The sequence below is a fragment of the Motilibacter peucedani genome (assembly GCF_003634695.1).
Taxonomy (GTDB): Bacteria; Actinomycetota; Actinomycetes; order Motilibacterales; family Motilibacteraceae; genus Motilibacter; species Motilibacter peucedani.
In genome coordinates, this window is record NZ_RBWV01000016.1 from 83,267 (window position 1) to 108,995 (window position 25,729).

A 25,729-nucleotide genomic window follows, 5' to 3' on the forward strand; every position below is an offset into this window, starting at 1 on the left:
CTGCGCGCGTGACCGACCCGTTCGGCACCGCGCAGCTGCGCCGGCGGGTGCTCGAGGCCTACGCCGCCTCGCCCGCTCGGCTGCGGGAGGACGCGAACGCCGAGGAGGACCTGGTCCTCGGGGGCTACCGCGACCGGGTGGTCGTCGAGCTGGCCCAGAACGCCGCAGACTCCGCGGTGCGCGCGGGTGTGCCCGGCCGGCTGCTGCTCTCGCTCGAGGACGACCGGCTGGTGGCGGCCAACGCGGGCGCGCCGCTCGACGCGGCCGGCGTGGAGGCGCTGTCGACCCTGCGCGCCTCCAGCAAGCGGTCGGCCGACTCCGCTGGGAGGTTCGGCGTCGGCTTCGCCGCCGTCCTCGCCGTGTCGGACTCCCCGGCCATCGGCTCGCGCCCCACCGGTGGCGTGGGGTGGTCGCGCGAGGCCGCGGTCGCTGCGCTCACCGGGCTGGCGTCGGGGCTCGACGGGTCCCAGCTGCGTGGTGAGCTCGACCGGCGGGGGAGCGCCGTGCCCGTGCTGCGGCTGCCGGAGCCGCGTGCGGTCGAGGTGCCCGAGGGCTACGACACCGCCGTGGTGCTGCCGCTGCGAGCAGGCGCCCGCGAGCTGGTGGCGCGACTGCTCGACGAGGTAGGTCCGGTGCTCCTGCTCTCCCTGCCGGCGCTGCGTGAGGTGGTCGTGCGACGCGACGGTGCCGAGCGACGAGTGGTCTCCGAGAGCGCGCTGGGTGGCGTCCTGCTCTCCGACGGTGACGCCTCGGTGCGCTGGCGCGTGGTGCGCCGCTCGACGGGGGCACCTGCCGACGCGCTGGCCACCCGCCCGCTCGAGGAGCGCACGCGCAGCGAGCTGACGGTGACCTGGGCGGTGCCCGACGGCTCCGGTGTCGCCCTGCCGGGCGTGGTGCTCGCACCGACACCGACCGACGAGCCGCTCGGCCTGCCCGCGGTCCTGGTCGCCACGCTGCCGCTCGAGCCCACCCGCCGCCGTGCGGTGCCGGGTCCGCTGCTGAGCGCCGTGGCGCGGCTGGCGGGGGAGGCCTACGTCGAGCTGCTCGAGCAGCTGGCGGCCGAGGACCCGGCGCGCGCCCTCGCCGCCTTGCCCGGGCCCCTCGCGGCGGGCGAGGTCGACGCGCTCGTGCGGGCAACTATCGCCGAGCTGCTGCCCCGCGCCGCCGTCGTGCCGGGCGCCGACGGAGGCCTGGTCGCGCCCGAGCGCGCGGTGCTGGTCGACGGAGCGTCGCCGTCGCTGGCGGCCCTGCTCGCCGACGAGCTCGACGGGGTGGCCGCGCCGGTGGCGGCGCGCTCCGCCGGGCTCCTCGAGCGGCTCGGTGCCCGCCGCCTGGCGCTCGCCGACGCCGTCGACTCGTTGGCCGGCAGGAGCCGCGAACCTGCGCAGTGGCAGGCGCTGTACGCCGCCCTCGCCGATGCGCCCCTGGACGCCCTCGGTGCGCTGCCGGTGCCGCTCGCCGACGGCAGGGTGGTGCGCGGCGCCCGCGGCACCGTACTGGTACGCAGTGGCAACCCCGTCGACCCACGGGCGTTCGAGGTCCTCGGCGTACGCGTCGTCGACCCGGCCGCAGCCCACCCGCTGCTCGAACGGCTGGGTGCCGTGCCTGCGACGCCGGCCGCCCTGCTGGAGGGGCCCGAGGTGCGCGGCGCCCTCGACGCGTCGGAGTCCATGGACGACGACGAGGCGCTCGAGGTGAGCCGGGCGGTGCTCGCGCTCGTGGAAGCCGACCCGTCGGCAGCCCGCTCGGCCGATCTCTCCGGGCTGCTGCTGCCCGACGACGAGGGCGAGCTCGCGCCGGCCCATGAGCTGCTGCTGCCCGGTGGCGCGCTCGCAGCCGTCGCGGACCCGGATGCTTTCGGCGTGGTGGACGCCGACCTCGTGGAGCGGTGGGGCGCCGACGTGCTGCGCGCCGTGGGGGTCGCCGACGGGTTCGCGGTCGTCACCCTCACCGAGGTCGCGCTCGATCCCGACGAGCTCGACGCGCTGGAGATCGACGGTCTCGGCGACTGGGTCATGGACGTCGCGCCGCCCCATGGTGGACTGCCGTGGTTCGTGCCGGAGCTCGAGGTGGTGCGCGACCTCGACGCGGTCGCGGACGACCGGTGGCCCGACGCTCTCGCCCTGCTGGGGCAGCCGCCCGCTCGAGCGGCGGTCGTCGAGCAGGTCCGGGTCGTCTCGCCCTCGGGCGACGCGTCGCTCGTCCCGTCCTACGCCGCCTGGTGGCTGCGTCGCCGTGCCCGGGTGTCCGGTTGGCGGCTGACGGAGTTCGCGCTCGGCTCTGACTCGCTGCTGCTGCGGCTCTTCTCGCCGCTACCCGTGCCTCTCGACCCGGAGCTGGCGACGGCGATGGGGGTGCGCAGCTCGCTCGACGCCGTGCTCTCCGACGCCGACGGCGTGGCGTCGCTGCTCGACAGGCTGGCTGCTGACGAGTGCACGATCGACCGCCGGGAGCTCACGCAGGTCTACTCCGCCCTGGCGCGCTCAGCGGTCGAGACCTCGGGAGGACTGCCCGATGCGGTGCGCGTGCCGGACGGTGCGACGGGCACGCGGCTGGTGGATGCGGACGACGCTGTGGTGCTCGACGCACCAGACCTGCTGCCGCTGCTGGAGAGGTATGCGGTGGTGCCTCTCGCCCGAGACCTCGCCGTGCCACTGGCCGAACTGCTGCGCCTGCCCCTCGCGTCGGAGATCGTCGACGTCGGCGCGCCCGGGGGTGGCGTGCTGCGTACGGTGCCTGAGCTCGTCGGTCTCGTCCTGCCGACCGCACCGCGGGACTGGGTCGAGCACGACGAGATCAGCGTCGGGGCTGCCGAGCTGTCGTGGCGGGTGGTCGACGGCGAGGTGCACGCGTCCACGCTCGACGGGCTGGCGAAGGGGCTGGCCTGGGCGGCCGGGCGCTGGGAGCTGCGTGGGCTGGTCGGTCGGCTGCTCGCTGACCCGTCGCCCGCGGCCGTCGAGGCCCTGCTCGCAGAGCACGACCTCGACGGCTGAGCGGCAGAGACGGCCCCTAGGCCTGCGCCCCCACCGGCTGCTCGACAGCTGCGCCCGGCGCAGGCGGCGTCACCGGCTCGTGCAGCAGCACCGCGACGACCGCCCCGCCGACCACGCCGAGGACGCCCGCCACGAGGAAGGTGGTGCCGAGCGCGCCGCCGACAGCCGAGTGGATGGCCGCGTCGAGGCTCGCCCGTGAGCTGGCCGGTGCGGCGGCCAGGACCGAGGCCGACCCGCCGCTGCTCACCGCGTGGGCCAGGTCGGCGCCGCCCGGCAGGAGGGCGTCGACCCGCGCGCTGAAGATGCTGCCCAGCACGCCGATACCTGCCGCGAAGCCGAGCTGCCGTCCCGTGTTGACTGCCCCGGCGGCCATGCCGCCGCGCTCGCGCGGTACGGCGGCCATCGCCGCAGCGACGACCGTCGGGATGGCGATGCCGGTGCCGACCCCGATCACGGCGAGGCCGGGGAGGACCGCGGCCCACCCGGAGCCGCCGTCGAGGCCGAGCAGGAGCAGGTCGCCCACGCCGATGACCACCAGGCCGCCGCCGACCGTCCAGCGGGGCGAGACGCCGTGCAGCACGCGCCCCAGGCCGCCGGCCACGACGAAGGCGATCCCGCTCAGCGGCAGTGTGACGAGGCCGGCCGAGATCGGGCCGAGGTCGAGGACGGTCTGCAGCCAGATCGAGACGTAGATCAGGCCCGCGAACGCGGAGATCGAGAGCAGCGCCGCGGCCACCAGCACGAGCACGAACGAGCCGCGGCGCAACAGGGCCAGGTCGAGCATCGGCTCGGCCACGCGCCGCTCGACAGCGACGAACGCAGCCAGTGCGGCGACGGAGACGGCCACTGCCCCGAGCGTCTGACCCGAGGTCCAGCCCTCCTCGGCGGCGCGTACGAGCGCGAAGGTCAGCGCGGCCGCGGCCAGGGTGAAGGCACCGCCGCCGACCCAGTCGATGCGCGGGCGCTGCGGCAGGCGCGACTCGCTCAGCGTGCGCCGTGCCATGACGATCGTGACCAGCCCGATCGGGACGTTGACGAAGAAGATCCAGCGCCACGAGAGGCCCTGGGTGAGCAGGCCGCCCAGGACGGGACCAGCGGCGACCGCTGCGCCCGATGTCGCGCCCCAGACGCCGAAGGCGGTGCCGAGGTCGCGGCCGTGGTAGGCCGTGTGCAGCAGGGCGATGGTGGTCGCGAGCATCGCGGCGGCGCCCGCGCCCTGCACGAACCGCGCCGCGACGAGCGGGCCGACGGACGGCGCGATGCCGCAGACCAGCGACGCAGCGAGGAACACCGCGAGGCCGACGAGGTAGGTGCGGCGGCGCCCGACGGCGTCGGCGATCGACCCGACGAGGAGCAGCAGCGCGGCGAGGGCGAGCGCGTAGGCGTCGACCACCCACTGCAGGCCGGTGAACGAGGCGTCCAGCGTGGTCGCCATGTCCGGCAGGGCGACGTTCACGATCGAGACGTCCAGGAGCAGCATGAACGTGCCCAGGCAGACGGCGAGCAGCGGAGTCCAACGTCCGGGCGGGGCAGCGGTGGCGGTTTCGGAAGGGGTCATGCACCGAGACTGGCTCGCGCCTGGGCCGGCACACCAGCGAAGATGGGGATCGTGCAGAGATCCGCCACAGCGACGTCCTCGAAGTTGGAAACCATCAGCACGGACGCCCTGGACCGGCGCATCATGAGTGCGCTCCAGTTCGACGGTCGCGCCTCCTTCCGGCGCATCGCCCATGCGCTCGGCTCCTCCGAGCAGACGGTCGCCCGCCGCTACCGGCGCCTGCGCGAGGCCGGCATCCTGCGCGTCGTCGTCCTGCCCGACCCCCGCGCGTCGCGCGAGAGCCTGTTCGTACGCATCCGTACCGCTCCCGGCGCTGCGGAGCCGATCGGCACCGCGCTCGCCCGCAGGCCCGACGTCTCGTGGGTCACCCTCGCCGCGGCGGGGACCGAGGTCATGTGCGCGCTGCGGGCCGACGACCCCCGCGACCGCGACGAGCTCGTCCTGCGGAACCTGCCGCGCCTCAGCAAGGTCACCGACGTCTCGACGGCCGCGCTGCTGCACGTCTTCGCCGAGACCGGGCTGCAGGAGTGGCAGGGCTTCGACGCACGTCTGAACGCTGAGGAGATCGCCGCGCTGGGCGCCCGCTCACGCCGCGACGTCCCTGTGCGCCGCACCGCCGACGAGCCCGGCCTCACCCCTGACGACGACGCGCTCCTCACCCTGCTGGCCTCCGACGGCCGCATGTCCTACGCGGCGCTGGCCGCCGCCACCGGGCGCAACGAGGCCGCCGTCGCCCGACGGGTCGAGGCCCTGCTCGAGCGCGGCCTGCTGTTCGTCGACGTGGAGGTCGCGTACGCGCTCATCGGCTTCCGCGCGGCCGCGACGCTCTGGCTCACTGTCGCCCCGGCCGACATCCACCGCGTCGGCACCGAGATCGCGCTGCACCCGGAGGTCGGCTTCGTCGGCGCGGTGTCCGGCCCGGCCAGCCTCGTCGTCGCGGTCACCTGCCGCGACACCGCCGACCTCTACCGCTACATCACCGAGCGGCTGGCCCCGATCTCTGCGATCCGCCAGCACGAGGTCACGCTCACCGTGCGCCACCTCAAGCAGGCGGGCACCGTCATGGAAGGGGACCGCCTGCCGCGCATCCTGTAGCGCGGCTCTGTCGTAGCGTGAGCGGATGCCGACCACGTACGCCGTCCGCGTGGCTGCCGGCTCGCTGCGCGGCAGCCTTCGCGAGGACCTCGTCATGCCCCACCCCTGGACCGCCGAGGGAGTCGTCGCCGAGCTCCAGTTCAGCGGGGCGCACGTGCTGCACCTCGCCGTCGCCGGGTGCGTGCTGAACGACGCGTACCGCGAAGCTCGAGCCCTCGGCATCGAGCTGGCCGGTGTCCTCGTCACCGCCGAGGGCGGCTTCGAGCCGGAGACCTGGGCGTCGACCGGCATCCGCTACCGCGTCGAGGTCGACTCTCCGGCTGGCGGGGACGAGGTCGACCGGATGCTCGAGGTGGTCGACGAGGTCGCCGAGATCCCGAAGACTCTACGGGCCGGCGCGTCGGTGAGCCGCACCCTTTAGCCCCGCTCGGCGACGTACGCGTGGAAGGCGTCTTGCCCGGGCCGGGCCCGCGCCCCACGAGTGCAAGCTGGTCGCCTGCCGCGGGCGCACCGGGGACACGTCGTTGACGAACCCGGTCATGGTGTCCACCGCTGTAGCGACCGCAGTGATCACCGGGAGCTGCGTGGCGTGTCCTATGCGACGTCGGGGCGGGTTCTGAGCGGTGACCGGAGGTGTACGCGCAGGTCAGGCGTGGTCAACGGCACGGTGCTCCACGTCGCCACCGCCGTTCCCGTGCTCCGATCAAGCAGCAGTCGAACACGGTGCGGGGTGGTGATGACGTAGAGGTCGGCGACGAACGTCTCGCCCTGCCAGGCGCCGGTGGCCACGACCGGGCGACCCAGGGGCGAGCTCTCGCGCCAGCCTCCGTGACCAACGGCGACCTCGATGAACGACTCGGCAGGCGACTCCGTCGCCGCCCCGGTGGACGCCCCGAGTCGCAGGTGCCACCCGCCGTCCATCGGCACGAGAGTCACCTCGATCGCCTCGGGCAGGGCCGAGCCCGGCGCGGAAGCGTCGATGCGGGCCGCGGCGGAGCGGGCGGGGTCCGCCAAGCCCGGCACGGGTGCGAAGGACAGGCTCTGCAGCCGTCGAGCAAGGACCTCGTCGTCGTGGTCGTCGTCCGGCTCGTCCAGACCTGGCAGCAGGCGGTCCTGGACGGCTCCAACTGCCGCCCCGTGCGGGCCGTCACCGGCGGTGACCGCGACGACCAGGTCGTGCTCGGGGTAGACCATGCAGAACTGCTCGTAAGCCCCCTCGCCGCGGTACCCCTCGCGCGACATCCAGAACTGGTACCCGTACCCGGCGTTGGAGTCCGCATCCCACGGACCGTCCGCCGCGTGCAGTGTCTCGATGTGCCGGCGGGTCGCCAGCCGCACCCAGTCAGCGGGGACGAGTTGCCGACCTTTCCAGGCGCCTTCACGCAGCAGCAGTTCACCGAAGGCGGCGACCGCCTCGGTCCTCAGGTGCAGGCCGTGGAACCCGAACGCGGCGCCGCTGGCGAGCCGGTCCCACTCGGCGTCCAGGATGCCCATCGGCTGGAAGAGGCGCTCTTCCAGCAAGTCCGAGAGCGAGCGGCCGGTGACCTGCTCCACCATCCGGGCCAGGACGTAGGTGGTCGCGTTGTCGTAGGCGTGTCGTGTGCCCTCGAGCTCGGTGAACGGGACCCGCAGGAAGCCCTTGGTCAGGTCGCCTGGTTCGAGCCGCCAAGCCTCCTCGAGGCTGTCGCCGGCGTGACCGGTGGTCATGGTCAGCAGGTGGTGGACGGTGATGCGGCGTCCTTGCTCCGAGACGTCCTCAGGGACGTGGTCGCGCAGGACGTCCACAACCCGGTCCTGCAGGGACAGCAGTCCCTCGGCGATCGTCAGGCCCACCGCGATCGAGGTGAACGACTTGCTCAGGGAGTACAGCAGGTGCGGACGATCGGCCGAGTACGGGGCCCACCAGCCTTCGGCGATGACGTGGCCGCGACGCACGACCACGAGGGAGTGGCACTCGACGGACTGCTCGTGGAGCCGGTCCAGCAACGCGGCGATGGCGCGCGAGGACACTCCCGAAGCCGCCGGGGTCAGGCGTGGCAGAAGCGCAGGCTGGCGCGGCACCTGGTGACTCTAGCCAGGGACACAGACCAGGTCCTGCGCGGTTCGCAGCTTCGAGACGTCTGCACATCGACGGCCCGAAGATCGGTACGGGCGGTCACCGCGCCGCGCCCCGGCGGCGGCAGGAGCGGGCGACCGCCCTAGCCGGTCGGCCGCCGCCCTCATCGGTGCACCAGAGCATCGACCGGCCGAGGGCGCGTCAGCTCTCCCGGCGCGCTCCCGCCGCGGGCCGGGCGACGAGGAACTCGGGCTCCTTGAAGTCGGCCGCCGCGAAGGCGTCACGGACGGCGGCAGAGACGGCGTCGAGCAGGTCCTCCGGCACCAGCGCGATGGCCGAGCCGCCGAAGCCGCCGCCGGTCATGCGGGCGCCGAGGGCGCCGGCGCGCTGAGCGCTGTCGGCGGCGACATCGAGCTCGTCGCACGAGACCTCGTAGTCGTCGCGCAGCGAGGCGTGCGAGCCGTTCATCAGCTGGCCTGCAGTGGTCAGGTCACCGGCGCGCAGCGCCTCGACCGTCTGGAGGACTCTCGCGTCCTCGGTGACGACGTGGCGGGCGCGACGGCGTACGACCTCGTCCGAGATCTTCCCCAGCGCCTCGTCCAGCCCGTCGAGCGTGACGTCGCGCAGCGCCGGCACGCCGATCTCGCGGCAGGCCTGCTCGCACTGCGAGCGGCGCTCTCCGTAGGCGCCGTCGTCGAGCGCGTGCTGCACGCGGGTGTTGATGACCAGCAGGCGCACGCCGAGCGCGGGCGCGTCCAGCGGCACCTGCTCGGCCTCGCCCGAGCGGCAGTCGTAGAACAGCACGTGCCCGTCGGTGCACAGCAGCGACGCGGTCTGGTCGAGGATCCCGGTAGGGGCGCCGACGAAGTCGTTCTCCGAGCGCTGCACGATGCGCGCCAGCTCGGTGCGGGGCACGTCGATCCCGTAGACGCCGGTCGCGGCCAGCGCGACCGCGCACTCGAGCGAGTGCGACGACGAGAGTCCTGAGCCGAGCGGCACGTGCCCGTCGACGACCAGGGACAGACCGCGTACGTCGTGGCCGGCCTCGCGCAGCGCCCACACGGTGCCCGCGACGTAGCGCAGCCAGCCCTCGACGTTGTCGGGCTCCAGCTCGGACAGCGCGATCGAGCCGACCGCGTCGGCCTGGAGGCTGCGGATGTCGAGCCGGTCGTCGTCCCGGCGGGACGCAGCGACGTAGGTGCTCTGCTCGAGAGCGAAGGGGAGCACGAAGCCGTCGTTGTAGTCGGTGTGCTCGCCGATCAGGTTCACGCGGCCGGGAGCGGCCCACACGCCCTCGGGCGCGCTGCCGTGCACCTGCTCGAAGACCTCGGCGGCGTTCGTCGTCGACTGACCGGAGTTGACCATTCGTGATCCTGGATGGTGAGGAGTTGACCGGCGGGCTGCTGGATCCGCAGCGTACGGCACCTAGTCGCATCGACGGCAGCGGCGGAACTTTCGAACCGATCCGCAGAAGCCTCTTCACAAGACCGCAGAAGGGGTCTACCTTCCGGGGACCGCAGCGCAACGGGGCGCCGCGGGAGGTGGAGAGGGGCGACCGTGGCAGGTGCACCGCCGCTGCTGCGCATGGCCGGCATCGTCAAGGAGTTCCCTGGCGTGCGGGCGCTCGACGGCGTCGAGCTCGAGGTCACCGCGGGGGAGGTCCACTGCCTGCTCGGCCAGAACGGCGCGGGCAAGTCGACGCTGATCAAGGTGCTCGCCGGCGCGCACCGCCCCGACGCCGGGACCATCGAGTGGCAGGGGCGGCCGGTCGAGCTCGGGACGCCGGCCGAGGCGGTGCGGCTCGGCATCGCCACGATCTACCAGGAGCTCGACCTGGTGCCGACGCTGTCGGTGAGCGACAACGTCTGGCTCGGGCACGAGCGCTCCAGCGCCGGCGTCTCACGCCTGACGCGCGAGCACGACGCGACGCGGGCACTGCTCGAGCGGCTCGGCCACCCCGAGATCGAGCCGGGCCGCGAGGTCGGCCGGCTCTCCGCCGCCGGTCAACAGGTCGTCAGCATGGCCCGCGCGCTCTCGCACGACGCGAAGGTCCTCGTCATGGACGAGCCCTCGGCCGTCCTCGACAGCGACGAGGTGGCGAACCTCTTCCGGATCGTGCGCGACGTGACCACCTCGGGCGTCGCCGTCGTCTACATCTCCCACCGGCTCGAGGAGATCCGGCAGATCGGCGACCGGGTCTCGGTCCTCAAGGACGGCCGCACGGTCGCGGCGGGACTGCCCGCCCGCACCACGCCGACGGCCGACGTCGTCCGGCTGATGACCGGCCGCTCGATCGAGTACGTCTTCCCGCCCCGCCCCTCGCGGCCCGACCCCTCCGAGCGCGACGTGCTGCTCGAGGTGCGGGGCCTCACGGTGGCGGGCGCCGTGCACGACGTGTCGTTCACCGTCGGCCGTGGCGAGGTCGTGGGGCTCGCCGGGCTGGTCGGATCGGGCCGCTCGGAGATCCTGGAGGCCGTCTTCGGCGCCCGGAGGCCGACGAGCGGCACGGTGGCCCTCGGCGGGCGGACCCTGAAGCCCGGCCGGGTCGGCTCCGCGGTGCGCGCCGGCATGGGTCTCGCGCCCGAGGAGCGCAAGAGCCAGGCGCTGTTCCTCGACGCGTCCATCGCCTCGAACGTCTCGGCCGCCTCGCTGCGGCGCTACTCGCGCTGGGGCTGGCTCGACCGGCGTCGCGAGCTCGCCGACGCCCAGGCGCAGGTGGAGGGGCTCGACCTGCGCCCCGCCGACGCGAGGCGCGCCGTGCGTACCCTCTCCGGCGGCAACCAGCAGAAGGCCGTCGTCGCCCGCTGGCTGCTCACCGAGTGCTCGCTCCTGCTGCTCGACGAGCCGACGCGCGGCGTTGACATCGGCGCGCGGGCCGAGCTGTACGCGCTGGTGCGCTCGCTCGCGGACCGCGGGGTCGGCGTGCTGGTCGTCAGCAGCGAGATCCCCGAGGTGCTCGGGCTCTCGGACCGGGTGCTGGTCGTCGCCGAGGGCCGGGTGGTCCGGGAGGCGCGCGCCACCGAGCTCGACGAGGACACCGTCCTCGAGATCGTCATGTCCGGTACGACTGAAGGAGCCCTCGCGTGAACGAGCAGGTCTCGAGCACCGGAACCACCAGCACCGGGACCACCGCGCCGCCGGCGCAGGAGCAGAAGCGGGTCGAGCGGGCGGCTGCCAGCACGGCGACGCCCACCTCGCGCCTCGACCGGGTGCTCGCCAACCCGGCGGCACGCAACCTCGGCCTCGTCGCCGTGCTGCTGCTCATCTGCGTCATCGGCGTGGTCGAGTCGGGCAGCTCGTTCGCCTCGCAGTCGAACGTGCTGACCATCCTGCGGCTGGCCTCCACCATCGGCGTCGTCAGCGTCGGCATGACGTTCGTCATCATCGGCGGCGGCATCGACCTGTCGGTGGGGGCGATCGTCGCGCTGAGCTCGGTGTGGGCGACGACCGTCGCGACCCAGGACTTCGGGCCGTTCGGCATCATCTTCACCGCGCTCGTCGTCGGCACGGCGTGCGGCCTCGTCAACGGCGTGGTCGTCGCCTACGGCCGCGTGGTGCCCTTCATCGCGACGCTCGCCATGCTCGCATCCGCCCGCGGCCTCGCCGAGAAGATCAGCGACCTGCAGACCCAGCGCGTCACCCACACCGGCTTCATCAGGTTCTTCCGCGCCGAGCCGGCCGGGATCCCCGTGCTGGTGCTGATGTTCGCCGCCACCGCCGTGCTCGGGTGGCTCCTGCTCAACCGCACGACCTTCGGCCGACGCACGTTCGCGATCGGCGGCAACGCGGAGGCGGCGCGCCTGGCCGGCATCGACGTACGCCGGCACACCGTCGCGCTGTTCGCGCTCCTCGGCCTGTGCTGCGGCATCGCCGCAGTGATGATCATCGCCCGCACCACCGTGGGCACCAGCAGCCACGGGAACCTCTACGAGCTCGACTCCATCGCCGCAGTGGTCATCGGTGGCACGTTGCTCTCCGGTGGCCGCGGCTCCATCGTCGGCACCGTCCTCGGTGTCGTGATCTTCTCGACGCTCAACAACATCTTCACCCTGCAGAACCTCGACACCTCCGACCAGGCCGTCGCCAAGGGACTCATCATCGTCGCGGCGGTCCTGCTCCAGCAGCGCGTGGCCCGGGTCCCGGGCACCTCCTGACCAACCCAGCTCGCACATCCCCGTCTTCGAAGGAGAAGGCACCATGGACCTGCCAGAGAACCTGCGACGCAGGAGCTTCCTGCTCGGCGCCGGAGCGCTCGGCGCCGGCGCGGCCCTCGCCGGCTGCACCGGCAACTCGAGCAAGGACGACACCGCCAACGTCGCTGCACCCGCCGCGTCCTCCGCTGGCGGGGGTGGCGGCAACGACGCCATCGGGCAGAAGGTCGTCGTCGGCTTCAGCGCGCCGGCCGCCGACCACGGCTGGATCGGCGCCATCACCAAGAACGCCAAGGCGCAGGCCGCGCAGTACTCCGACGTGGAGCTGAAGGCGACCGAGGGCACCAACGACACCAACCAGCAGATCTCGCAGGTCGAGACGCTCATCAACGCCAAGGTGGGCGTGCTGGTGATCCTGCCCTACGACGGCAAGGCGCTGACCGAGGTCGCCACCAAGGCGATGGACGCCGGCATCCCGGTCGTCAACCTCGACCGGGTCTTCGACTCGCCGCTTGCCTACCGGATCTGGATCGGCGGCGACAACTACGGCATGGGCGTCGCGGCCGGCACGTACATCGCCAAGGCGATGAAGGACAAGGGCGTGAGCAGTCCGGTGATCGCCGAGATCCCGGGCATCGACTCGCTGCCGCTCACCCAGCAGCGCAGCAAGGGCTTCGCCGACGCGCTCAAGGCGGCCGGCTTCAAGGTGGCCAACCGGGTGCCCGCCGACTTCACGCCGGAGGGGGGCGAGAAGGCGGCGTCCAACCTGCTGCAGGCGGCCGGGAAGATCGACGCGATCTGGAACCACGACGACGACCAGGGCATCGGCGTGCTCTCCGCGATCGAGAGCGCCAAGCGCAGCGAGTTCGTCCTCGTGGGCGGCGCGGGCAGCAAGAACGCCATGGATGCGATCAAGGCCGACAACGGCGTGCTGAAATGCACTGTGACCTACAGCCCGTCGATGTCGTCGTCGGCCATCAAGCTGGCCCGGCTCATCGGCCACTCGAAAGGCATGAGCGACCTCGTGGAGAAGGAAGTGCCCACCTCGATCACCCTGGCATCGGCGACGGTGACCAAGGACAACGTCGACCAGTACATGCAGTTCGGCTTCACCTCATGACGCAGGGCAAGCCTGCGCTCGGGGTGGCCATGGTGGGCTACGCCTTCATGGGCGCCGCCCACTCGCAGGCGTGGCGGACCGTCGGCCGCGTCTACGACCTGCCCGTCGCGGCCGAGATGCGCGTCGTCTGCGGCCGCGACGAGGGCCGTGCCCGCGAGGCGGCCGACCGTCTGGGCTGGGCCGAGGTGGAGATCGACTGGCGCCGGCTGCTCGAGCGCGACGACGTGGACGTCGTCGACGTCTGCACCCCGGGCGACAGCCACGCCGAGATCGCCATCGCCGCGCTCGAGGCCGGCAAGCACGTGCTCTGCGAGAAGCCGCTCGCCAACACCGTCGAGGAGGCGGAGGCGATGACGGCCGCCGCACAGCGGGCCGAGGCAGCCGGCGTGTTCTCGATGGTGGGCTTCAACTACCGCCGCGTGCCGGCGGTGGCCCTGGCCCGCCAGCTCGTCGAGCAGGGCCGGCTCGGCACCATCCGCCACATCCGGGCGCAGTACCTCCAGGACTGGATCGTCGACCCGGAGTTCCCGCTCGTGTGGCGGCTGCAGAAGGACAAGGCCGGCTCGGGCGCGCTCGGCGACATCGGCGCCCACATCGTCGACCTCGCCCAGTTCGTCACCGGTGACACCGTGGCCGGGGTGTCGGCGCTGATGGAGACCTTCGTGAAGCAGCGCCCGCTGGCCGAGGCCTCGAGCGGGCTCTCGGCGGCGGGCAGCAGCGAGCTCGGCGACGTCACCGTCGACGACGCCTCGCTGTTCCTCGCCCGCACGACGGGCGGCGCGGTCGCGACCTTCGAGGCCACCCGCTTCGCCGCTGGGCGCAAGAACGGCCTGCGCCTCGAGGTCGAGGGCTCCAAGGGCAGCATCGCCTTCGAGTTCGAGTCGATGAACGAGCTGCTCTTCCACGACCACACCGAGCCCGCGGCGACCGCGGGGTTCCGTCGGATCTCGGTCACCGAGCCGGAGCACCCCTACATGTCGGCGTGGTGGCCGGCCGGCCACATCATCGGCTACGAGCACACCTTCACCCACGAGGTGCGCGACTTCCTCGAGGCGGTCGGCTCGTCGCGGCCGCCGAGCCCGTCGTTCGCGGACGGGCTGCAGGTCCAGCGGGTCCTGGCAGCGGTCGAGCAGAGCGCCGCGAAGGACAGCTGCTGGACAGCCGTCGAGTCCTGAACCTGTCCCGACCCGCTCCGAACCGCGACTGGAGAGCCGCATGCCCCGTCCCGTCACCCTGTTCACCGGCCAGTGGGCCGACCTGCCGTTCGAGGAGGTCGCCCGGCTCGCGTCCGAGTGGGGCTACGACGGCCTCGAGATCGCCTGCTGGGGCGACCACTTCGAGGTCGACAAGGCGCTCGCCGACGACTCCTACGTCGCCGGGCGGCGCGAGATCCTCGACCGCTACGGCCTCCAGGTCTTCGCCATCTCCAACCACCTGGCCGGCCAGGCGGTCTGCGACGCCGTCATCGACGAGCGCCACAAGGGCATCCTGCCCGCACGCATCTGGGGCGACGGGGAGCCCGAGGGCGTGCGGCAGCGGGCGGCCGAGGAGATGAAGGACACCGCGAGGGCGGCGGCCAAGCTCGGCGTCAAGACCGTCATCGGGTTCACCGGCTCGGCCATCTGGCACTACGTGGCCATGTTCCCGCCCGTGCCGCAGCACATGATCGACGCGGGCTACGACGACTTCGCCCGGCGGTGGAACCCGATCCTCGACGTCTACGACGAGGTGGGGGTCCGCTTCGCCCACGAGGTGCACCCGAGCGAGATCGCCTACGACTACTGGACGACGGTCCGCACCCTCGAGGCGATCGGCCACCGCGAGGCGTTCGGGCTCAACTTCGACCCGAGCCACTTCGTGTGGCAGGACCTCGACCCGGTCGGCTTCCTGTGGGACTTCCGCGACCGGATCTACCACGTCGACTGCAAGGAGTCGGTCAAGCAGCTCAACGGGCGCAACGGCCGGCTCGGCTCCCACCTGGCGTGGGCCGACCCGCGGCGCGGCTGGGACTTCGTCTCGACCGGCCACGGCGACGTGCCGTGGGAGCCGTGCTTCCGCATGCTCAACGCGATCGGCTACGACGGCCCGATCAGCGTCGAGTGGGAGGACGCGGGCATGGACCGCCTCGTCGGCGGGCCCGACGCCCTGGCGTTCGTGCGGCGGCTGACCGCCATCGAGCCGCCCGCGGCGGCGTTCGACGCGGCGTTCAGCTCCGGGTCCTGAGAGACGGCAGCCCGACCGGGGGCCGAGGAGGGGAGCGGGCCGTGGCGTTCGGCGTGCGACCGCGTACGCCTGTGCAGGCGGCGCTGCTGCGGATGCTGCGCGACGAGGGTCCCGTCTCCCGCGCCGCCCTGGTCGACGCCCTGGGCGTCGGCCGGGCGCGGCTCGCGGTCGAGATCGACGCGCTCGGCGCCGTCGGGCTCGTCGAGGACAGCGGCGTGAGCGTGAGCCGTGGCGGGCGACCCTCGCCGCAGGTGGCGCTGCGCTCCGGGCTGCGGTTCGCCGGGGTCGACCTCGGCGCCACCTCGGTCACCGTCGCGGTCGGCGACAGCCGGCTCGAGGTGCTCGAGGTGGTCGAGGAGCCGTGCGACGTGCGGGAGGGGCCGGTGCCCGTGCTCGGCCGGGTCGACGACCTCCTGCGCAAGGTCCTGGCGAGCACGGGCACGCCCGACCTGGCCGCCATCGGCATGGGCGTGCCGGGACCGGTGAGCTTCCGCGAGGGCGTGCCGGTGAGCCCGCCGATCATGCCGGGCTGGAACCGCTACCCGGTGCGCGACGAGCTGGCGCGTCGGCACGGGTGCGCCGTCACGGTCGACAACGACGTCAACATCATGGCCACGGGCGAGCGCTGGGGCGGCGTCGCCAAGGGCATGGACGACTTCTTGTTCGTGAAGGTCGGCACCGGCATCGGCAGCGCGGCCGTGATCGGCGGCCACGTCTACCGCGGGGCCGCCGGGTCGGCCGGAGACATCGGCCACATCAAGGTCGCCGACGGACCGACCTGCGGCTGCGGCAACGACGGCTGCCTCGAGATGGTGTTCGGGGGAGCGGCGCTGAGCCGCGACGCGACGGCGCTGGCCCGCAGCGGGGAGTCGGCCGCGCTCGCCGCACGGCTCGTGGGCGGCTCGCCGGCCGGGGACGGCGTGCTGACGGCGCTCGACGTCGGGGCGGCGGCGCAGGAGGGCGACGCCGCCGCGATCGCGCTGGTGAAGGCGGGCGGGCGGCTGCTCGGGGGCGTGCTGGCCGACCTGGTCAACTTCATGAACCCGACGCTCGTCGTGATCGCAGGTGGCGTCGCGCGCCTCGGGCACCCGCTGCTCGCCGAGATCCGCCAGACCGTCTACCGCCAGTCGACGCCGCTGGCGACGAGCAACCTGCCGATCGTGCTCAGCGAGCTGGGCGACACCGCGGGCGTGCTGGGGGCGCTGGTGACGGCGAGCGACGAGCTCTTCGCACCGGCCTGAGAGGATGCCGCCATGACGACCATCGCAGTGACAGGTGCCAACGGCAAGGCCGGCCGGGCGGTCGTGGCCGACCTGCTGGAGCACGGCTACGACGTGCAGGCCAGCGACGTCAACGGCGTCTTCGGCGACCAGGGCGACCTGGGCACGCCGCTGGTGCGCGCCGACCTGACGCAGTACGGCGCAGCCGTGGAGGCGCTCGCCGGCGCCGAGGCGGTCATGCACCTGGCCAACATCCCGGCACCAGGCATCTTCACCCCGGCGGAGACCTACAACGTCAACAGCGCCATGAACTCCAACGTCTTCCTGGCCGCCGCGCAGCTCGGCCTGCGCCGGGTCGTGTGGGCCTCGAGCGAGACGACGCTGGGGCTGCCCTTCGACGTGCCGCCGCAGTACGCCCCCGTCGACGAGGGGCACTACCCCTTCCCCACGAGCACCTACTCGCTCTCGAAGGTCGCCGGCGAGACCACCGCAGCCCACATCTCCGGCTGGTCGGGCATCCCGTTCGTCGCGCTGCGGCTGTCCAACATCTTCCGCCCCGGCGACTACGGCGTCGTGCCGTCGTTCTGGGCCGACGCCCAGCTGCGCCGGTGGAACCTGTGGGGCTACGTCGACTCGCGCGACGTCGCGGCCGCGTGCCGGCTCTCGCTCGACGCCGACGTGTCGGGCGCCTCGAGCTACGTCATCGCGGCGGCCGACACGATCATGGACCGTCCTTCGCGCGAGCTGCTGGCCGAGGTCTTCCCGGCCGTCGAGCTGACCCGCGAGGTCGGCGAGTTCGAGACGCTGCTGGCCATCGACAAGGCCCGCGCCGAGCTCGGCTACGCGCCGGCCCACTCGTGGCGCGACCAGCCCGAGGTCAACGCCGGCTGAGCGAGGCCCGGCGCCGCCGGCAGTACCAGACGCCGAACAGGCCGAGGGCCGTGCCGGCGGCGCACATGCCGATCCACCAGCCGTGCCCCGCGTCGCGCAGGCGGCCCGTGAACGGCAGCAGCGCCACGAGCGCCAGCGCCCACACCGCGGTGCCGGCGGACACGATGCCGACGCCGTCGACGTCGAGCGGGCGCACCTCGGGCTCGTCGCTCACGGCGTGGAGCCTACTTCGGGGACCGTGCGTCGGAGACACTGTCGCCGGTGAGCGCGCCCAGCCCCGAGAACCGTGCCGTCCTCGACCGGTCGGCCGGGCCGCCGGACGCCACCGTCGCGTACGGTCCGGCGCCCGAGCAGGTCGCCGACCTCAGGCTGCCGCCGGGGGACGAGCCGGCGCCGCTGGTGCTGCTGTGGCACGGCGGCTTCTGGCTGCCCGAGTGGGACCGCCACCACGCCGCGCCGATGGCCGAGGCGCTCGCCGCAGCCGGGTACGCGGTGGCGAGCCTGGAGTACCGCCGCACCGGCTCGGGCGGCTGGCCGGCCACGGCCGCCGACGTCGCAGCGGGCGCGGACCGCGTACCCGGTCTCGTCACAGCCGCAGCGCCGGGCCGCGTCGACCTCGACCGCGTCGTCTTCGCCGCCCACTCGGCCGGCGGCCACGTCGCCGTCTGGGCCGCGCAGCGCGCCGCCGTCGGTGAGCCGGCCGCCACGACGCCCGTAGGCGTGCTCGCCCTGGCGCCCGTGCTCGACCTGGTGGCGACCCACCGGCACGGCGACCCGGTCGCCGACCTGCTGGGTGGGTCGCCCGAGCAGGTGCCCGAGGCCTACGCGGCCGCCGACCCCTCCGCCCGCGGGCCGGTGGGCGTGCCGCTCACCGTCGTGCACGGGCTCGAGGACTCCCGGGTCCCGGTCGAGTCATCCCGCAGCTGGACCCGCGCCCACGGGGACCGGCTCGTCGAGGTGCCGGGCGCCGACCACTTCGCGGTCATCGATCCCGAGTCGGCCGCCTGGCCGGTGGTGCTGCACGAGCTGGCGACTCTCGCAACTCGTTAGCCTCGCTAACGGTCTGCTAGCGTTGGGGGCATGGCGGACGACGAGCTGGGCCCTGAGCTGCGGGTCGCGGTCATGCGGCTCGCGCGCCGGCTGCGCAACGAGCGCAACAGCGACCTGCCCGTCGGCCAGCTGACCGCCCTCGCGACGCTCGACCGGCACGGCCCGCTGACCCCGGGGGAGCTGGCCGAGGCCGAGCACGTGTCGCCGCCCTCGATGACCCGCGTGCTCGCCGCGCTCGACGCCAGGTCGCTGGTGCGCCGCGAGGCCCACCCGACCGACGGTCGCCAGCAGGTCGTCTCCATCACCGACGAGGCCCGCGCCCTGCTCGTGGCCGACCGGGCGCGGCGCGACGCCTGGCTGACCTGCCGGCTGCGGGAGCTCGGGCCCGCCGAGCGCGACGCGCTCACTGCCGCCATCCCGGTCCTCCAGACGCTGGCGGGGAGCTGACCGGGTGTTCCGAGCCCTGCGGATCCACAACTACCGGCTGTTCTTCATCGGGTCGGTCGTCTCGAACACCGGCACCTGGATGCAGCGCGTCGCGCAGGACTGGCTGGTGCTGCAGCTCACCGGCAGCGGCACGGCGCTCGGCATCACGACCGCCCTGCAGTTCCTGCCCGTGCTGCTCTTCGGGCTCTACGGCGGCGTGGTGGCCGACCGGTTCCCCAAGCGCCGCGTGCTCCTGACGACCCAGACCACGATGGGCGTCGCCGCGCTGCTCCTGGGCCTGCTCGAGGTCACCGGCGTGGTGCAGGTCTGGCACGTCTACCTGCTCGCGGTGCTGCTCGGGCTGGGCACCGCCTTCGACAACCCGGCCCGCCAGTCCTTCGTCATCGAGATGGTCGGGGCCGAGGACCTGCCGAACGCGGTAGGCCTCAACGCCACGTCGTTCAACCTCGGCCGCGTCGTCGGTCCCGCCACCGCCGGGGCGCTGATCTCGGCGTTCGGCAACCACACCGGCCCCGTCTTCCTGCTCAACGGCGCGTCGTTCATCGCCATCCTGTTCGCGCTGACCGCCATGCGCCCCGAGGAGCTCGTGCCCGGCCCGGTGAGCGGCCGCCGCCGCGGTGCGCTCGCGGAGGGACTGCGCTACGTACGCGGTCGCGACGACCTGCGCACGATCCTGCTCGTCACCTTCTGCTTCGGCACCTTCGGCATGAACTTCGCCATCACCACGGCGCTCATGGCGCGCGAGGTCTTCGGCAAGGGGGCCGGCGGCTACGGCCTGCTCGGCACGATCATGGCGGTCGGCTCGTTGACCGGTGCCCTGCTCGCCGCCCGCCGCGAGAAGCCGCGCATCGACCTCTTCCTCGCCTCGGCGATGGCCTTCGGCGTGTGCGAGACGGTGGCCGGGCTGATGCCGACCTACGCGAGCTTCGCCGTCATGCTCGTCCCACTGGGCCTGACCTCGCTGACCGCCCTCAACAGCGCCAACGCCCTGCTGCAGCTGCGCGCCGACCCGACGATGCGCGGGCGGGTCATGGCGCTGCACGTCTTCGTCGTCTTCGGCACGGCACCGCTGATCTCGCCGGTCATCGGCTGGGTGGGGGAGCACCTGGGCGCGCGCTGGAGCATCAGCGGCGGCGGGCTGCTCTCGCTGGCCGGGGCTGCGGCGGGCGCCGTCCACCTCGCGCGCGTGCGCCGTGCCGGGGAGGCCGTCGCGGCGGCTCCCGAGCGCGCCGTCGCCGGCAGCTAGTCTTCGGCCCATGGGACCCCGGGAGCGCCGCATCGTCGTGCTGGCCGCGCTCGCGCTGCTGGTGCTGCTCGTCGTCGGCAAGGCCCTGCTGCGCTGAGCCCGACTACCCTGGAGCCATGCCGATGCTGCCCCTGCCCACCGCTCTCGAGCAGGTGCGCGAGGCGCTCCTCGACGACCGCGGGCTCGTGCGCGCGGTCGCGTCGGGCCACCGGCGCGGCGCCGAGCAGCCCTGGCGCCGGGTCGAGATCCGCCCGGTCGAGCTCAAGGCGGGCCGGCGTCTCCAGGTCGTGACCTACGACGAGCGGCAGGCCTTCACCGCCAACTTCGCACCCGGCGAGGACGCCGCGGCCCGGGTCGGCGAGCTGCTCGAGCACCCCTTCGGCAACTGGCACGTCGAGACCGCCGCCGAGACCCTGCAGCTGCGCGTCACCAAGAAGGGCGAGGGCCAGCTGAGCCGGGCGCGCAGCAGCGCACCGGACGCGCCCCGCGCGCAGGGGAACGACCGGGCTCCGCGCCACCTGCTCGCGCCCGACGACCCGCTGTTCTCGGTCCTCGGCGCCAGCGGTGCCAAGCGCCGCCAGGTCGACGCCTTCCTCCAGAGCGTCGCGGCGACGGGGGGCGAGCTGCCGGCCGACCGCGTACGCGTCGTCGACCTCGGCTGCGGCAACGCCTACCTCACCTTCGCCGCCCACCGGTTCCTCAGCGGCGACCGCGAGGTCGAGCTGCTCGGCGTCGACACCAAGGCGCAGTCGCGCGAGCACGGCGAGCGCGTCGCGGCCTCGCTCGGCATCTCGGGCTCCGTGCGCTTCGTCGAGTCGACGATCGCCGACGCGCCGATCGAGGCGGCCGACCTCGTCCTCGCCCTGCACGCCTGCGACACCGCGACCGACGAGGCGCTCGCCCGCGCGGTGCGGGCGCGCGCCACAGTGCTGCTCGTCGCGCCGTGCTGCCACCACGACCTGCAGAGCCAGCTCGTGGGGCAGGAGGCGCCGGAGCCGTACGCCGTGCTGACCCGCCACCCGATCCTGCGCGAGCGCTTCGTCGACGTCCTCACCGACTCGCTGCGCGCGGCGCTGCTGCGGCTGCTCGGCTACCGCGTCGAGGTCGTGGAGTTCGTCGCGGCGGAGCAGACGCCGCGCAACGTCCTGCTGCGTGCGGTGCGCACAGGAGCGCCGCCGGCCGCCGGAGCCGTCGAGGAGTACCTCTGCCTGGTCGACGACTGGGGCGTCGTGCCCGCTCTGCAGCGAATGCTGCACGACGAGCTCGTACCCGTCCTCGGCCGCCCGTGACCCACCCGGTCGTCGCGCTCGTGGCCGCAGCCGCCGTCGGTGCGCCGCACGTCGCCTTCGTCATCGGCGACTCCCGCATCACCGAGTCGAGCGGGCTCGTGGCGAGCCCGACGCACGCCGGCGTCTACTGGACGCACAACGACAGCGGCGACAGCAGCCGTACTTTCGCCCTCGACAGCCGCGGCCGCACGCTCGGCGTGTGGAGGTGGCAGGTGGCGAAGGCCCGCGACTGGGAGGCCGTGACCGCCTCCACGGACCCGGCGGGACGTGGTCTGCTGTGGGCTGGTGACATCGGCGACAACAGCGGCAGTCGCACCAACGGCATCCTCGTTCACCGCGCGGTCGAGCCTGCGGAGGTCGCCGGCGGGGGGACGCTGAGGGCGACGTCCTACCGGCTGCGCTACCCCGACGAGCCGCACGACGCCGAGGCGATGTTCGTCGGGCGCGACGGGCGGCTGCGCGTGGTGACGAAGGGCCTGCTGGGCGGACGCGTCTTCGTCGTGCCGAAGAGCCTGTCGTCCGCTCACCCCAACGTCCTCGAGCCCGAGGCTGACGCGCCCTTCCTCGTCACCGACGCGGCCGAGATGCCGAACGGCGACTACGTGCTTCGCAACTACACCACTGCATACCTCTACGAAGCTGACGGCGCCCTGATCCAGAGCTTCGACCTGCCCGAGCAGCCGCAGGGCGAGTCGATGACCGTCGTCGACGGCGGCAAGGCGCTGCTCGTCGGCAGTGAAGGGCGGCGCAGCACTGTGCTGCGGGTTCCCGTGCCGACCGTGCCGGCACCGGAGCCCATGCCGTCGGGCACGGCCCCGGTGGAGCCAGGAGCCTCGGCGGCCGCGGACGACGACGAGACGCTGCGTCGCGTCGTGCGCGGCCTGACCGTCGTGACCACGACTGCTGCCGGGCTTCTGGTGCTCGTGCTGGTCGGTGCCGGCGCCGCCTGGCTGAGGGGGCGCCGGCGATGAGGGTGCTGGCCGCCACCGACAAGCTCAAGGGCACGCTGTCCGCGGCCGACGCGTGCGCTGCCGTGGGCCGCGCCGCCCGGGCGCACGGCTGCGACGTGGTCGAGCTGCCGCTCGCAGACGGCGGCGAGGGCACGCTCGACGCGCTCGGCGGGGCCAACCGGCGCTCGCGGGTGACCGGCCCGCTGGGGGAGCCGGTGGTCGGCGCCTGGCGGCTCGACGACGGTGAGGCGGTCGTCGAGATGGCGCAGGCCGCGGGTCTGGTGCTCGCCGGCGGACGCGAGGGCAACGACCCGTGGGGGGCGACCACCCGCGGGGTCGGCGAGCTGGTGCTGCTCGCCCTCGACGAGGGGGCGCGCTCGGTCGTCGTGAGCGTCGGAGGGTCGGCCAGCACCGACGGCGGGCGCGGCGCCTACGAGGTGCTGGCGCCGCACCGGCAGCGGCTGGCCGGCGTCGAGCTGGTCGTCGCGGCCGACGTCACCACCCCTTACCTCGACGCGGCACGAGTCTTCGCCCCGCAGAAGGGCGCCGACGCCGCCCTCGTCGAGCGGCTGACCGAACGGTTGCAGGACACCGCAGCGCAGCTGCAGGCCGACACCGGCGTCGACGTCAGGGCGCTGCCCGGGTCAGGAGCCGCGGGCGGGCTGGCCGGCGGGCTCGCCGCCCTGGGCGCGCGCATCGTCCCGGGCTTCGACCTGGTGGCAGGGCGGCTCGGGCTGGCCGCGCAGGTCGCGGCCGCCGACCTCGTCGTCACCGGCGAGGGCCGGCTCGACGCCAGCTCGCTCGCGGGCAAGGTCGTGGGCGGTGTTCTCGGTCTGGCGGGCGGCACCCCGGTGGCGGTGGTGTGCGGGACCCGCGACGACGTACGCGTCGACGCCGAGATCCGCTGCCTGGCCGAGGCCTACGGCGAGCGGGCGAGCCTGCACGACACGGCCGCCTGCATCGAGGCGGCCGTGTCGCAGCTGCTGTCAGACCGGGGTCAGAGCCGCTCGACGACGTAGTCGATGCAGCGGGTGAGCGCCTCGACGTCGGCGGGGTCGACGGCGGGGAACATGCCGATGCGCAGCTGGTTGCGGCCCAGCTTGCGGTAGGGCTCGGTGTCGACGATGCCGTTGGCGCGCAGGACCTTCGCCACGGCGGACGCGTCTACCGAGTCGTCGAAGTCGATGGTGCCGACGACGTTGGAGCGCTGCGCCGGGTCGGCCACGAACGGCGTGGTGAACGAGGTCTTCTCGGCCCAGGTGTAGAGCCGCGACGCCGAGTCGGCGGTGCGGGCGGTCGCCCACGCCAGACCACCGTTGCCGTTCAGCCAGTCGAGCTGGTCGGCGAGGAGGAACAGCGTGGCGACCGACGGGGTGTTGTAGGTCTGGTCCTTGCTGCTGTTGTCGATCGCGGTCGGCAGGTCGAAGAACGGCGGGATCCACCGCTCGCTCGCCGCGATCTCGGCCGCGCGGGCCAGCCCGGCGGGGGAGAAGACGGCCAGCCACAGCCCGCCCTCGGCGGCGAAGACCTTCTGCGGCGCGAAGTAGTAGACGTCGGTCTGCGAGATGTCGACCGGCAGGCCGCCAGCGCCGCTGGTCGCGTCGACCAGCACCAGCGCGCCCTCGTCGGCGCCCTCGACCCGCTGGATCGGCATGGCCACGCCGGTCGAGGTCTCGTTGTGGGTCAGCGCGTAGACGTCGACGCCGGCCTCGGCCTGCGGCAGCGGGTGGGTGCCGGGGTCGCTCTTGATGACAGTGGGGTCGGCGAGGAACGGCGCGCCCTTGGTGGAGGCGGCGAACTTCGACGAGAACTCGCCGAAGCTGAGGTGCTGGCTCTTCTCGCGCACCAGGCCGAAGGTGGCGATGTCCCAGAAGGCGGTGGAGCCGCCGTTGCCGAGGACGACCTCGTAGCCCTCGGGCAGCCCGAACAGCGCGGAGACGCCCTCGCGCGTGCGGCGCACGAGGTCCTTGACCGGCTTCTGGCGGTGGCTCGTGCCGAGCAGGGCCCGGCCGGTGGCGTCGAGGGCGTCGAGCGCCTCGGGACGCACCTTCGAGGGCCCGCAGCCGAAGCGGCCGTCGGCGGGCTTGAGGTCGGCAGGGATCGTCAGCTGTGTCGCGTCCGTCACAGCGGACAGCGTACGGCCGCCCCGAAACCGACGGGACAGCACCCGCTCGCGGGTGGCACGCTCCCGTCCCATGGAGACGATCGAGCCGGCACGCCACCTGAAGTCGCTGCGTTCCGACATCGCCCGCATCGCGCAGCTGGCACCGGGCCTCGGCGACGACCCCGTGCCCGGGTGCCCCGGCTGGAGCGCGGCCGACGTGGTGCGCCACGTCGCGGAGGTCTACCTGCGCCAGGCGGCCGCCGTGCGCCTCGGCCACCGGGTGCCGCCGGGCGACCCGGTGGCCGCGCCCCAGCCGGGGGAGGAGGTCCTCGACCTCTTCGACCGGGCCAGCGCGTGCATCCTCGAGACCGTCGACGCCGACCCCCACCGGGAGTGCTGGACGTGGGCGCCGACCTCGGGCCGGCTGGCCTTCTGGCAGCGCCGCATGGCGCAGGAGACGCTGGTCCACCGCGTCGACCTCGAGCAGGCGGCGGGCATCGCCCCGGTCGTCGCCCCTGACCTCGCCGCGGACGGCGTGGACGAGGTGCTCACCGTCTTCGTCCCGCTCTCGCTGCCGCTCGACGGGCCGGCGCAGGGCGTCCCCGACGACCTCGAGGTCTCCGCCACGGTCAGCAGTGGCGAGGACGCGTGGGTCGTCGAGGTCACGGGCGTGCGGGCGGAGGTGACGCGTACGTCCTCGCCGCTCGCGCCGCCCACCGCGGCGAGCGTCGAGGGGCCGCCCGCCGCGCTGCTGCTCTGGCTCTGGGGCCGCGACGGCGAGGGCGAGCTGGCCTTCGACGGCGACCCGGCCCACGTGTCGGCGCTCCAGCGGGTCCTGGCCGCCTCGACGCAGTGACCCGTCGGGCGGCTCAGAACCCGTCGAGGTAGAGCCAGGTGCCGTCCTCGCGGACGAAGCGGCTGTGCTCCTCGAGGACGCCGCGCTCGTCGCCCCGCCGGTAGTGCGCCCTGAAGTCGACCTCGCCGCGCGGGTCGAAGAGCCCGCCGCTGCTCGAGAGCACCTCCAGGCGGGTCCACTGCTGCTCGCGGTCGAGCTCCAGCGTGGCCGGCCGGGTGTCGGGATGCCAGCTGCGAAGCAGGAAGTCGACCTCGCCGACCGCGAACCCGCTGAACCGTGCGCGCATGAGCTGCTCCGGCGTGGCTGCTGCAGCCTCGCCGCGGTGGAGGCGGCCGCAGCACGCGTCGTAGGTGTCGCCGGAGCCGCAGGGGCAGCGTTCGGGGTTCATCGGGCCACCTTGACATCCGGGCCGTGCCACGCGACAGGATGGGCCCTTCCCCGGAGCCGTGCCCCTCGCTCCGTGCCAGTGCAACGACGCAC

23 protein-coding genes are annotated in these 25,729 nt (G+C 73.7%); 17 read left to right on the plus strand and 6 right to left on the minus strand.

What is annotated here, in order from left to right; genetic code table 11:
- Positions 1-8 precede the first annotated feature (8 nt).
- The gene (locus tag CLV35_RS18050) at positions 9-2,993 is read left to right on the plus strand and encodes a sacsin N-terminal ATP-binding-like domain-containing protein (RefSeq protein WP_121195009.1); all 2,985 of its coding nucleotides are present in this window, start codon (positions 9-11) and stop codon (positions 2,991-2,993) included.
- A 16-nt stretch (positions 2,994-3,009) separates the two neighbouring features.
- Here the strand turns inward: CLV35_RS18050 and CLV35_RS18055 are convergent, their stop codons facing one another.
- A complete protein-coding gene (locus tag CLV35_RS18055; protein ID WP_121194903.1) occupies positions 3,010-4,551 on the minus strand; it encodes an MFS transporter in 1,542 nt (513 codons plus the stop codon).
- 42 nt (positions 4,552-4,593) lie between these two features.
- Between CLV35_RS18055 and CLV35_RS18060 the strand changes: the two genes are divergently transcribed.
- The gene (locus tag CLV35_RS18060; protein ID WP_121194904.1) at positions 4,594-5,646 is read left to right on the plus strand and encodes an Lrp/AsnC family transcriptional regulator; all 1,053 of its coding nucleotides are present in this window, start codon (positions 4,594-4,596) and stop codon (positions 5,644-5,646) included.
- A 25-nt stretch (positions 5,647-5,671) separates the two neighbouring features.
- Complete coding sequence (locus tag CLV35_RS18065) at positions 5,672-6,067, plus strand: OsmC family protein (protein WP_121194905.1); 396 nt, start codon at positions 5,672-5,674, stop codon at positions 6,065-6,067.
- A gap of 173 nt (positions 6,068-6,240) precedes the next feature.
- On the opposite strand, the gene CLV35_RS18070 is transcribed toward CLV35_RS18065, so the two are convergent.
- The gene (locus CLV35_RS18070; RefSeq protein ID WP_231122024.1) at positions 6,241-7,707 is read right to left on the minus strand and encodes a serine hydrolase domain-containing protein; all 1,467 of its coding nucleotides are present in this window, start codon (positions 7,705-7,707) and stop codon (positions 6,241-6,243) included.
- A gap of 196 nt (positions 7,708-7,903) precedes the next feature.
- On the minus strand, positions 7,904-9,067 hold the full coding sequence (galK, locus tag CLV35_RS18075) for a galactokinase (RefSeq protein ID WP_121194906.1): 1,164 nt from the start codon (positions 9,065-9,067) through the stop codon (positions 7,904-7,906).
- 219 nt (positions 9,068-9,286) lie between these two features.
- On the opposite strand from galK, the gene CLV35_RS18080 reads away from it, so the two are divergent.
- The 7 genes from CLV35_RS18080 (at position 9,287) to CLV35_RS18110 (ending at position 17,307) form a co-directional block, all read left to right on the plus strand.
- Positions 9,287-10,789: a sugar ABC transporter ATP-binding protein gene (locus CLV35_RS18080; RefSeq protein ID WP_121195011.1), complete on the plus strand. Its 1,503-nt coding sequence runs from the start codon at positions 9,287-9,289 to the stop codon at positions 10,787-10,789.
- Complete coding sequence (locus CLV35_RS18085; RefSeq protein WP_121194907.1) at positions 10,786-11,856, plus strand: ABC transporter permease; 1,071 nt, start codon at positions 10,786-10,788, stop codon at positions 11,854-11,856. The genes CLV35_RS18080 and CLV35_RS18085 overlap by 4 nt, the downstream gene beginning before the upstream one ends.
- Before the next feature lie 43 nt (positions 11,857-11,899).
- Positions 11,900-12,973 carry a substrate-binding domain-containing protein gene (locus CLV35_RS18090; protein WP_121194908.1) on the plus strand — a complete coding sequence of 358 codons (1,074 nt, stop codon included), beginning with the start codon at positions 11,900-11,902 and terminating at the stop codon, positions 12,971-12,973.
- Complete coding sequence (locus CLV35_RS18095; protein WP_121194909.1) at positions 12,970-14,148, plus strand: Gfo/Idh/MocA family protein; 1,179 nt, start codon at positions 12,970-12,972, stop codon at positions 14,146-14,148. The genes CLV35_RS18090 and CLV35_RS18095 overlap by 4 nt, the downstream gene beginning before the upstream one ends.
- 40 nt (positions 14,149-14,188) lie before the next feature.
- Entirely contained in the window at positions 14,189-15,196 is a 1,008-nt protein-coding gene (locus CLV35_RS18100) for a sugar phosphate isomerase/epimerase family protein (protein ID WP_121194910.1), read from the plus strand.
- A gap of 92 nt (positions 15,197-15,288) precedes the next feature.
- Positions 15,289-16,437: an ROK family protein gene (locus CLV35_RS18105; protein WP_121195012.1), complete on the plus strand. Its 1,149-nt coding sequence runs from the start codon at positions 15,289-15,291 to the stop codon at positions 16,435-16,437.
- A gap of 12 nt (positions 16,438-16,449) precedes the next feature.
- A complete protein-coding gene (locus tag CLV35_RS18110; RefSeq protein WP_121194911.1) occupies positions 16,450-17,307 on the plus strand; it encodes an NAD-dependent epimerase/dehydratase family protein in 858 nt (285 codons plus the stop codon).
- On the opposite strand, the gene CLV35_RS18115 is transcribed toward CLV35_RS18110, so the two are convergent.
- Positions 17,294-17,521, minus strand: coding sequence for a DUF2530 domain-containing protein (locus tag CLV35_RS18115; RefSeq protein WP_231122027.1), 228 nt, complete (start codon positions 17,519-17,521; stop codon positions 17,294-17,296). The two genes, CLV35_RS18110 and CLV35_RS18115, sit on opposite strands and share 14 nt — an antisense overlap.
- A gap of 47 nt (positions 17,522-17,568) precedes the next feature.
- On the opposite strand from CLV35_RS18115, the gene CLV35_RS18120 reads away from it, so the two are divergent.
- The 6 genes from CLV35_RS18120 (at position 17,569) to CLV35_RS18145 (ending at position 23,308) form a co-directional block, all read left to right on the plus strand.
- Entirely contained in the window at positions 17,569-18,357 is a 789-nt protein-coding gene (locus CLV35_RS18120) for an alpha/beta hydrolase family protein (protein WP_121194912.1), read from the plus strand.
- A 30-nt stretch (positions 18,358-18,387) separates the two neighbouring features.
- Positions 18,388-18,804 carry a MarR family winged helix-turn-helix transcriptional regulator gene (locus CLV35_RS18125; RefSeq protein ID WP_121194913.1) on the plus strand — a complete coding sequence of 139 codons (417 nt, stop codon included), beginning with the start codon at positions 18,388-18,390 and terminating at the stop codon, positions 18,802-18,804.
- A gap of 4 nt (positions 18,805-18,808) precedes the next feature.
- Positions 18,809-20,050: an MFS transporter gene (locus CLV35_RS18130; protein ID WP_121194914.1), complete on the plus strand. Its 1,242-nt coding sequence runs from the start codon at positions 18,809-18,811 to the stop codon at positions 20,048-20,050.
- A 116-nt stretch (positions 20,051-20,166) separates the two neighbouring features.
- A complete protein-coding gene (locus CLV35_RS18135) occupies positions 20,167-21,339 on the plus strand; it encodes a class I SAM-dependent methyltransferase (protein ID WP_121194915.1) in 1,173 nt (390 codons plus the stop codon).
- Positions 21,336-22,310: a hypothetical protein gene (locus tag CLV35_RS18140; protein WP_121194916.1), complete on the plus strand. Its 975-nt coding sequence runs from the start codon at positions 21,336-21,338 to the stop codon at positions 22,308-22,310. The genes CLV35_RS18135 and CLV35_RS18140 overlap by 4 nt, the downstream gene beginning before the upstream one ends.
- Positions 22,307-23,308, plus strand: a complete 1,002-nt coding sequence (locus tag CLV35_RS18145) for a glycerate kinase family protein (RefSeq protein ID WP_121194917.1) — start codon at positions 22,307-22,309, stop codon at positions 23,306-23,308. Before CLV35_RS18140 ends, CLV35_RS18145 begins: the two co-directional genes overlap by 4 nt.
- Here the strand turns inward: CLV35_RS18145 and serC are convergent.
- A complete protein-coding gene (serC, locus tag CLV35_RS18150) occupies positions 23,287-24,414 on the minus strand; it encodes a phosphoserine transaminase (protein WP_231122028.1) in 1,128 nt (375 codons plus the stop codon). The genes CLV35_RS18145 and serC overlap by 22 nt on opposite strands.
- Before the next feature lie 70 nt (positions 24,415-24,484).
- Between serC and CLV35_RS18155 the strand changes: the two genes are divergently transcribed.
- On the plus strand, positions 24,485-25,249 hold the full coding sequence (locus CLV35_RS18155) for a maleylpyruvate isomerase family mycothiol-dependent enzyme (RefSeq protein WP_121194919.1): 765 nt from the start codon (positions 24,485-24,487) through the stop codon (positions 25,247-25,249).
- A gap of 13 nt (positions 25,250-25,262) precedes the next feature.
- Here CLV35_RS18155 and CLV35_RS18160 read toward each other — a convergent pair whose 3' ends face one another.
- Positions 25,263-25,637: a YchJ family protein gene (locus CLV35_RS18160; protein ID WP_121194920.1), complete on the minus strand. Its 375-nt coding sequence runs from the start codon at positions 25,635-25,637 to the stop codon at positions 25,263-25,265.
- Positions 25,638-25,729 lie beyond the last annotated feature (92 nt).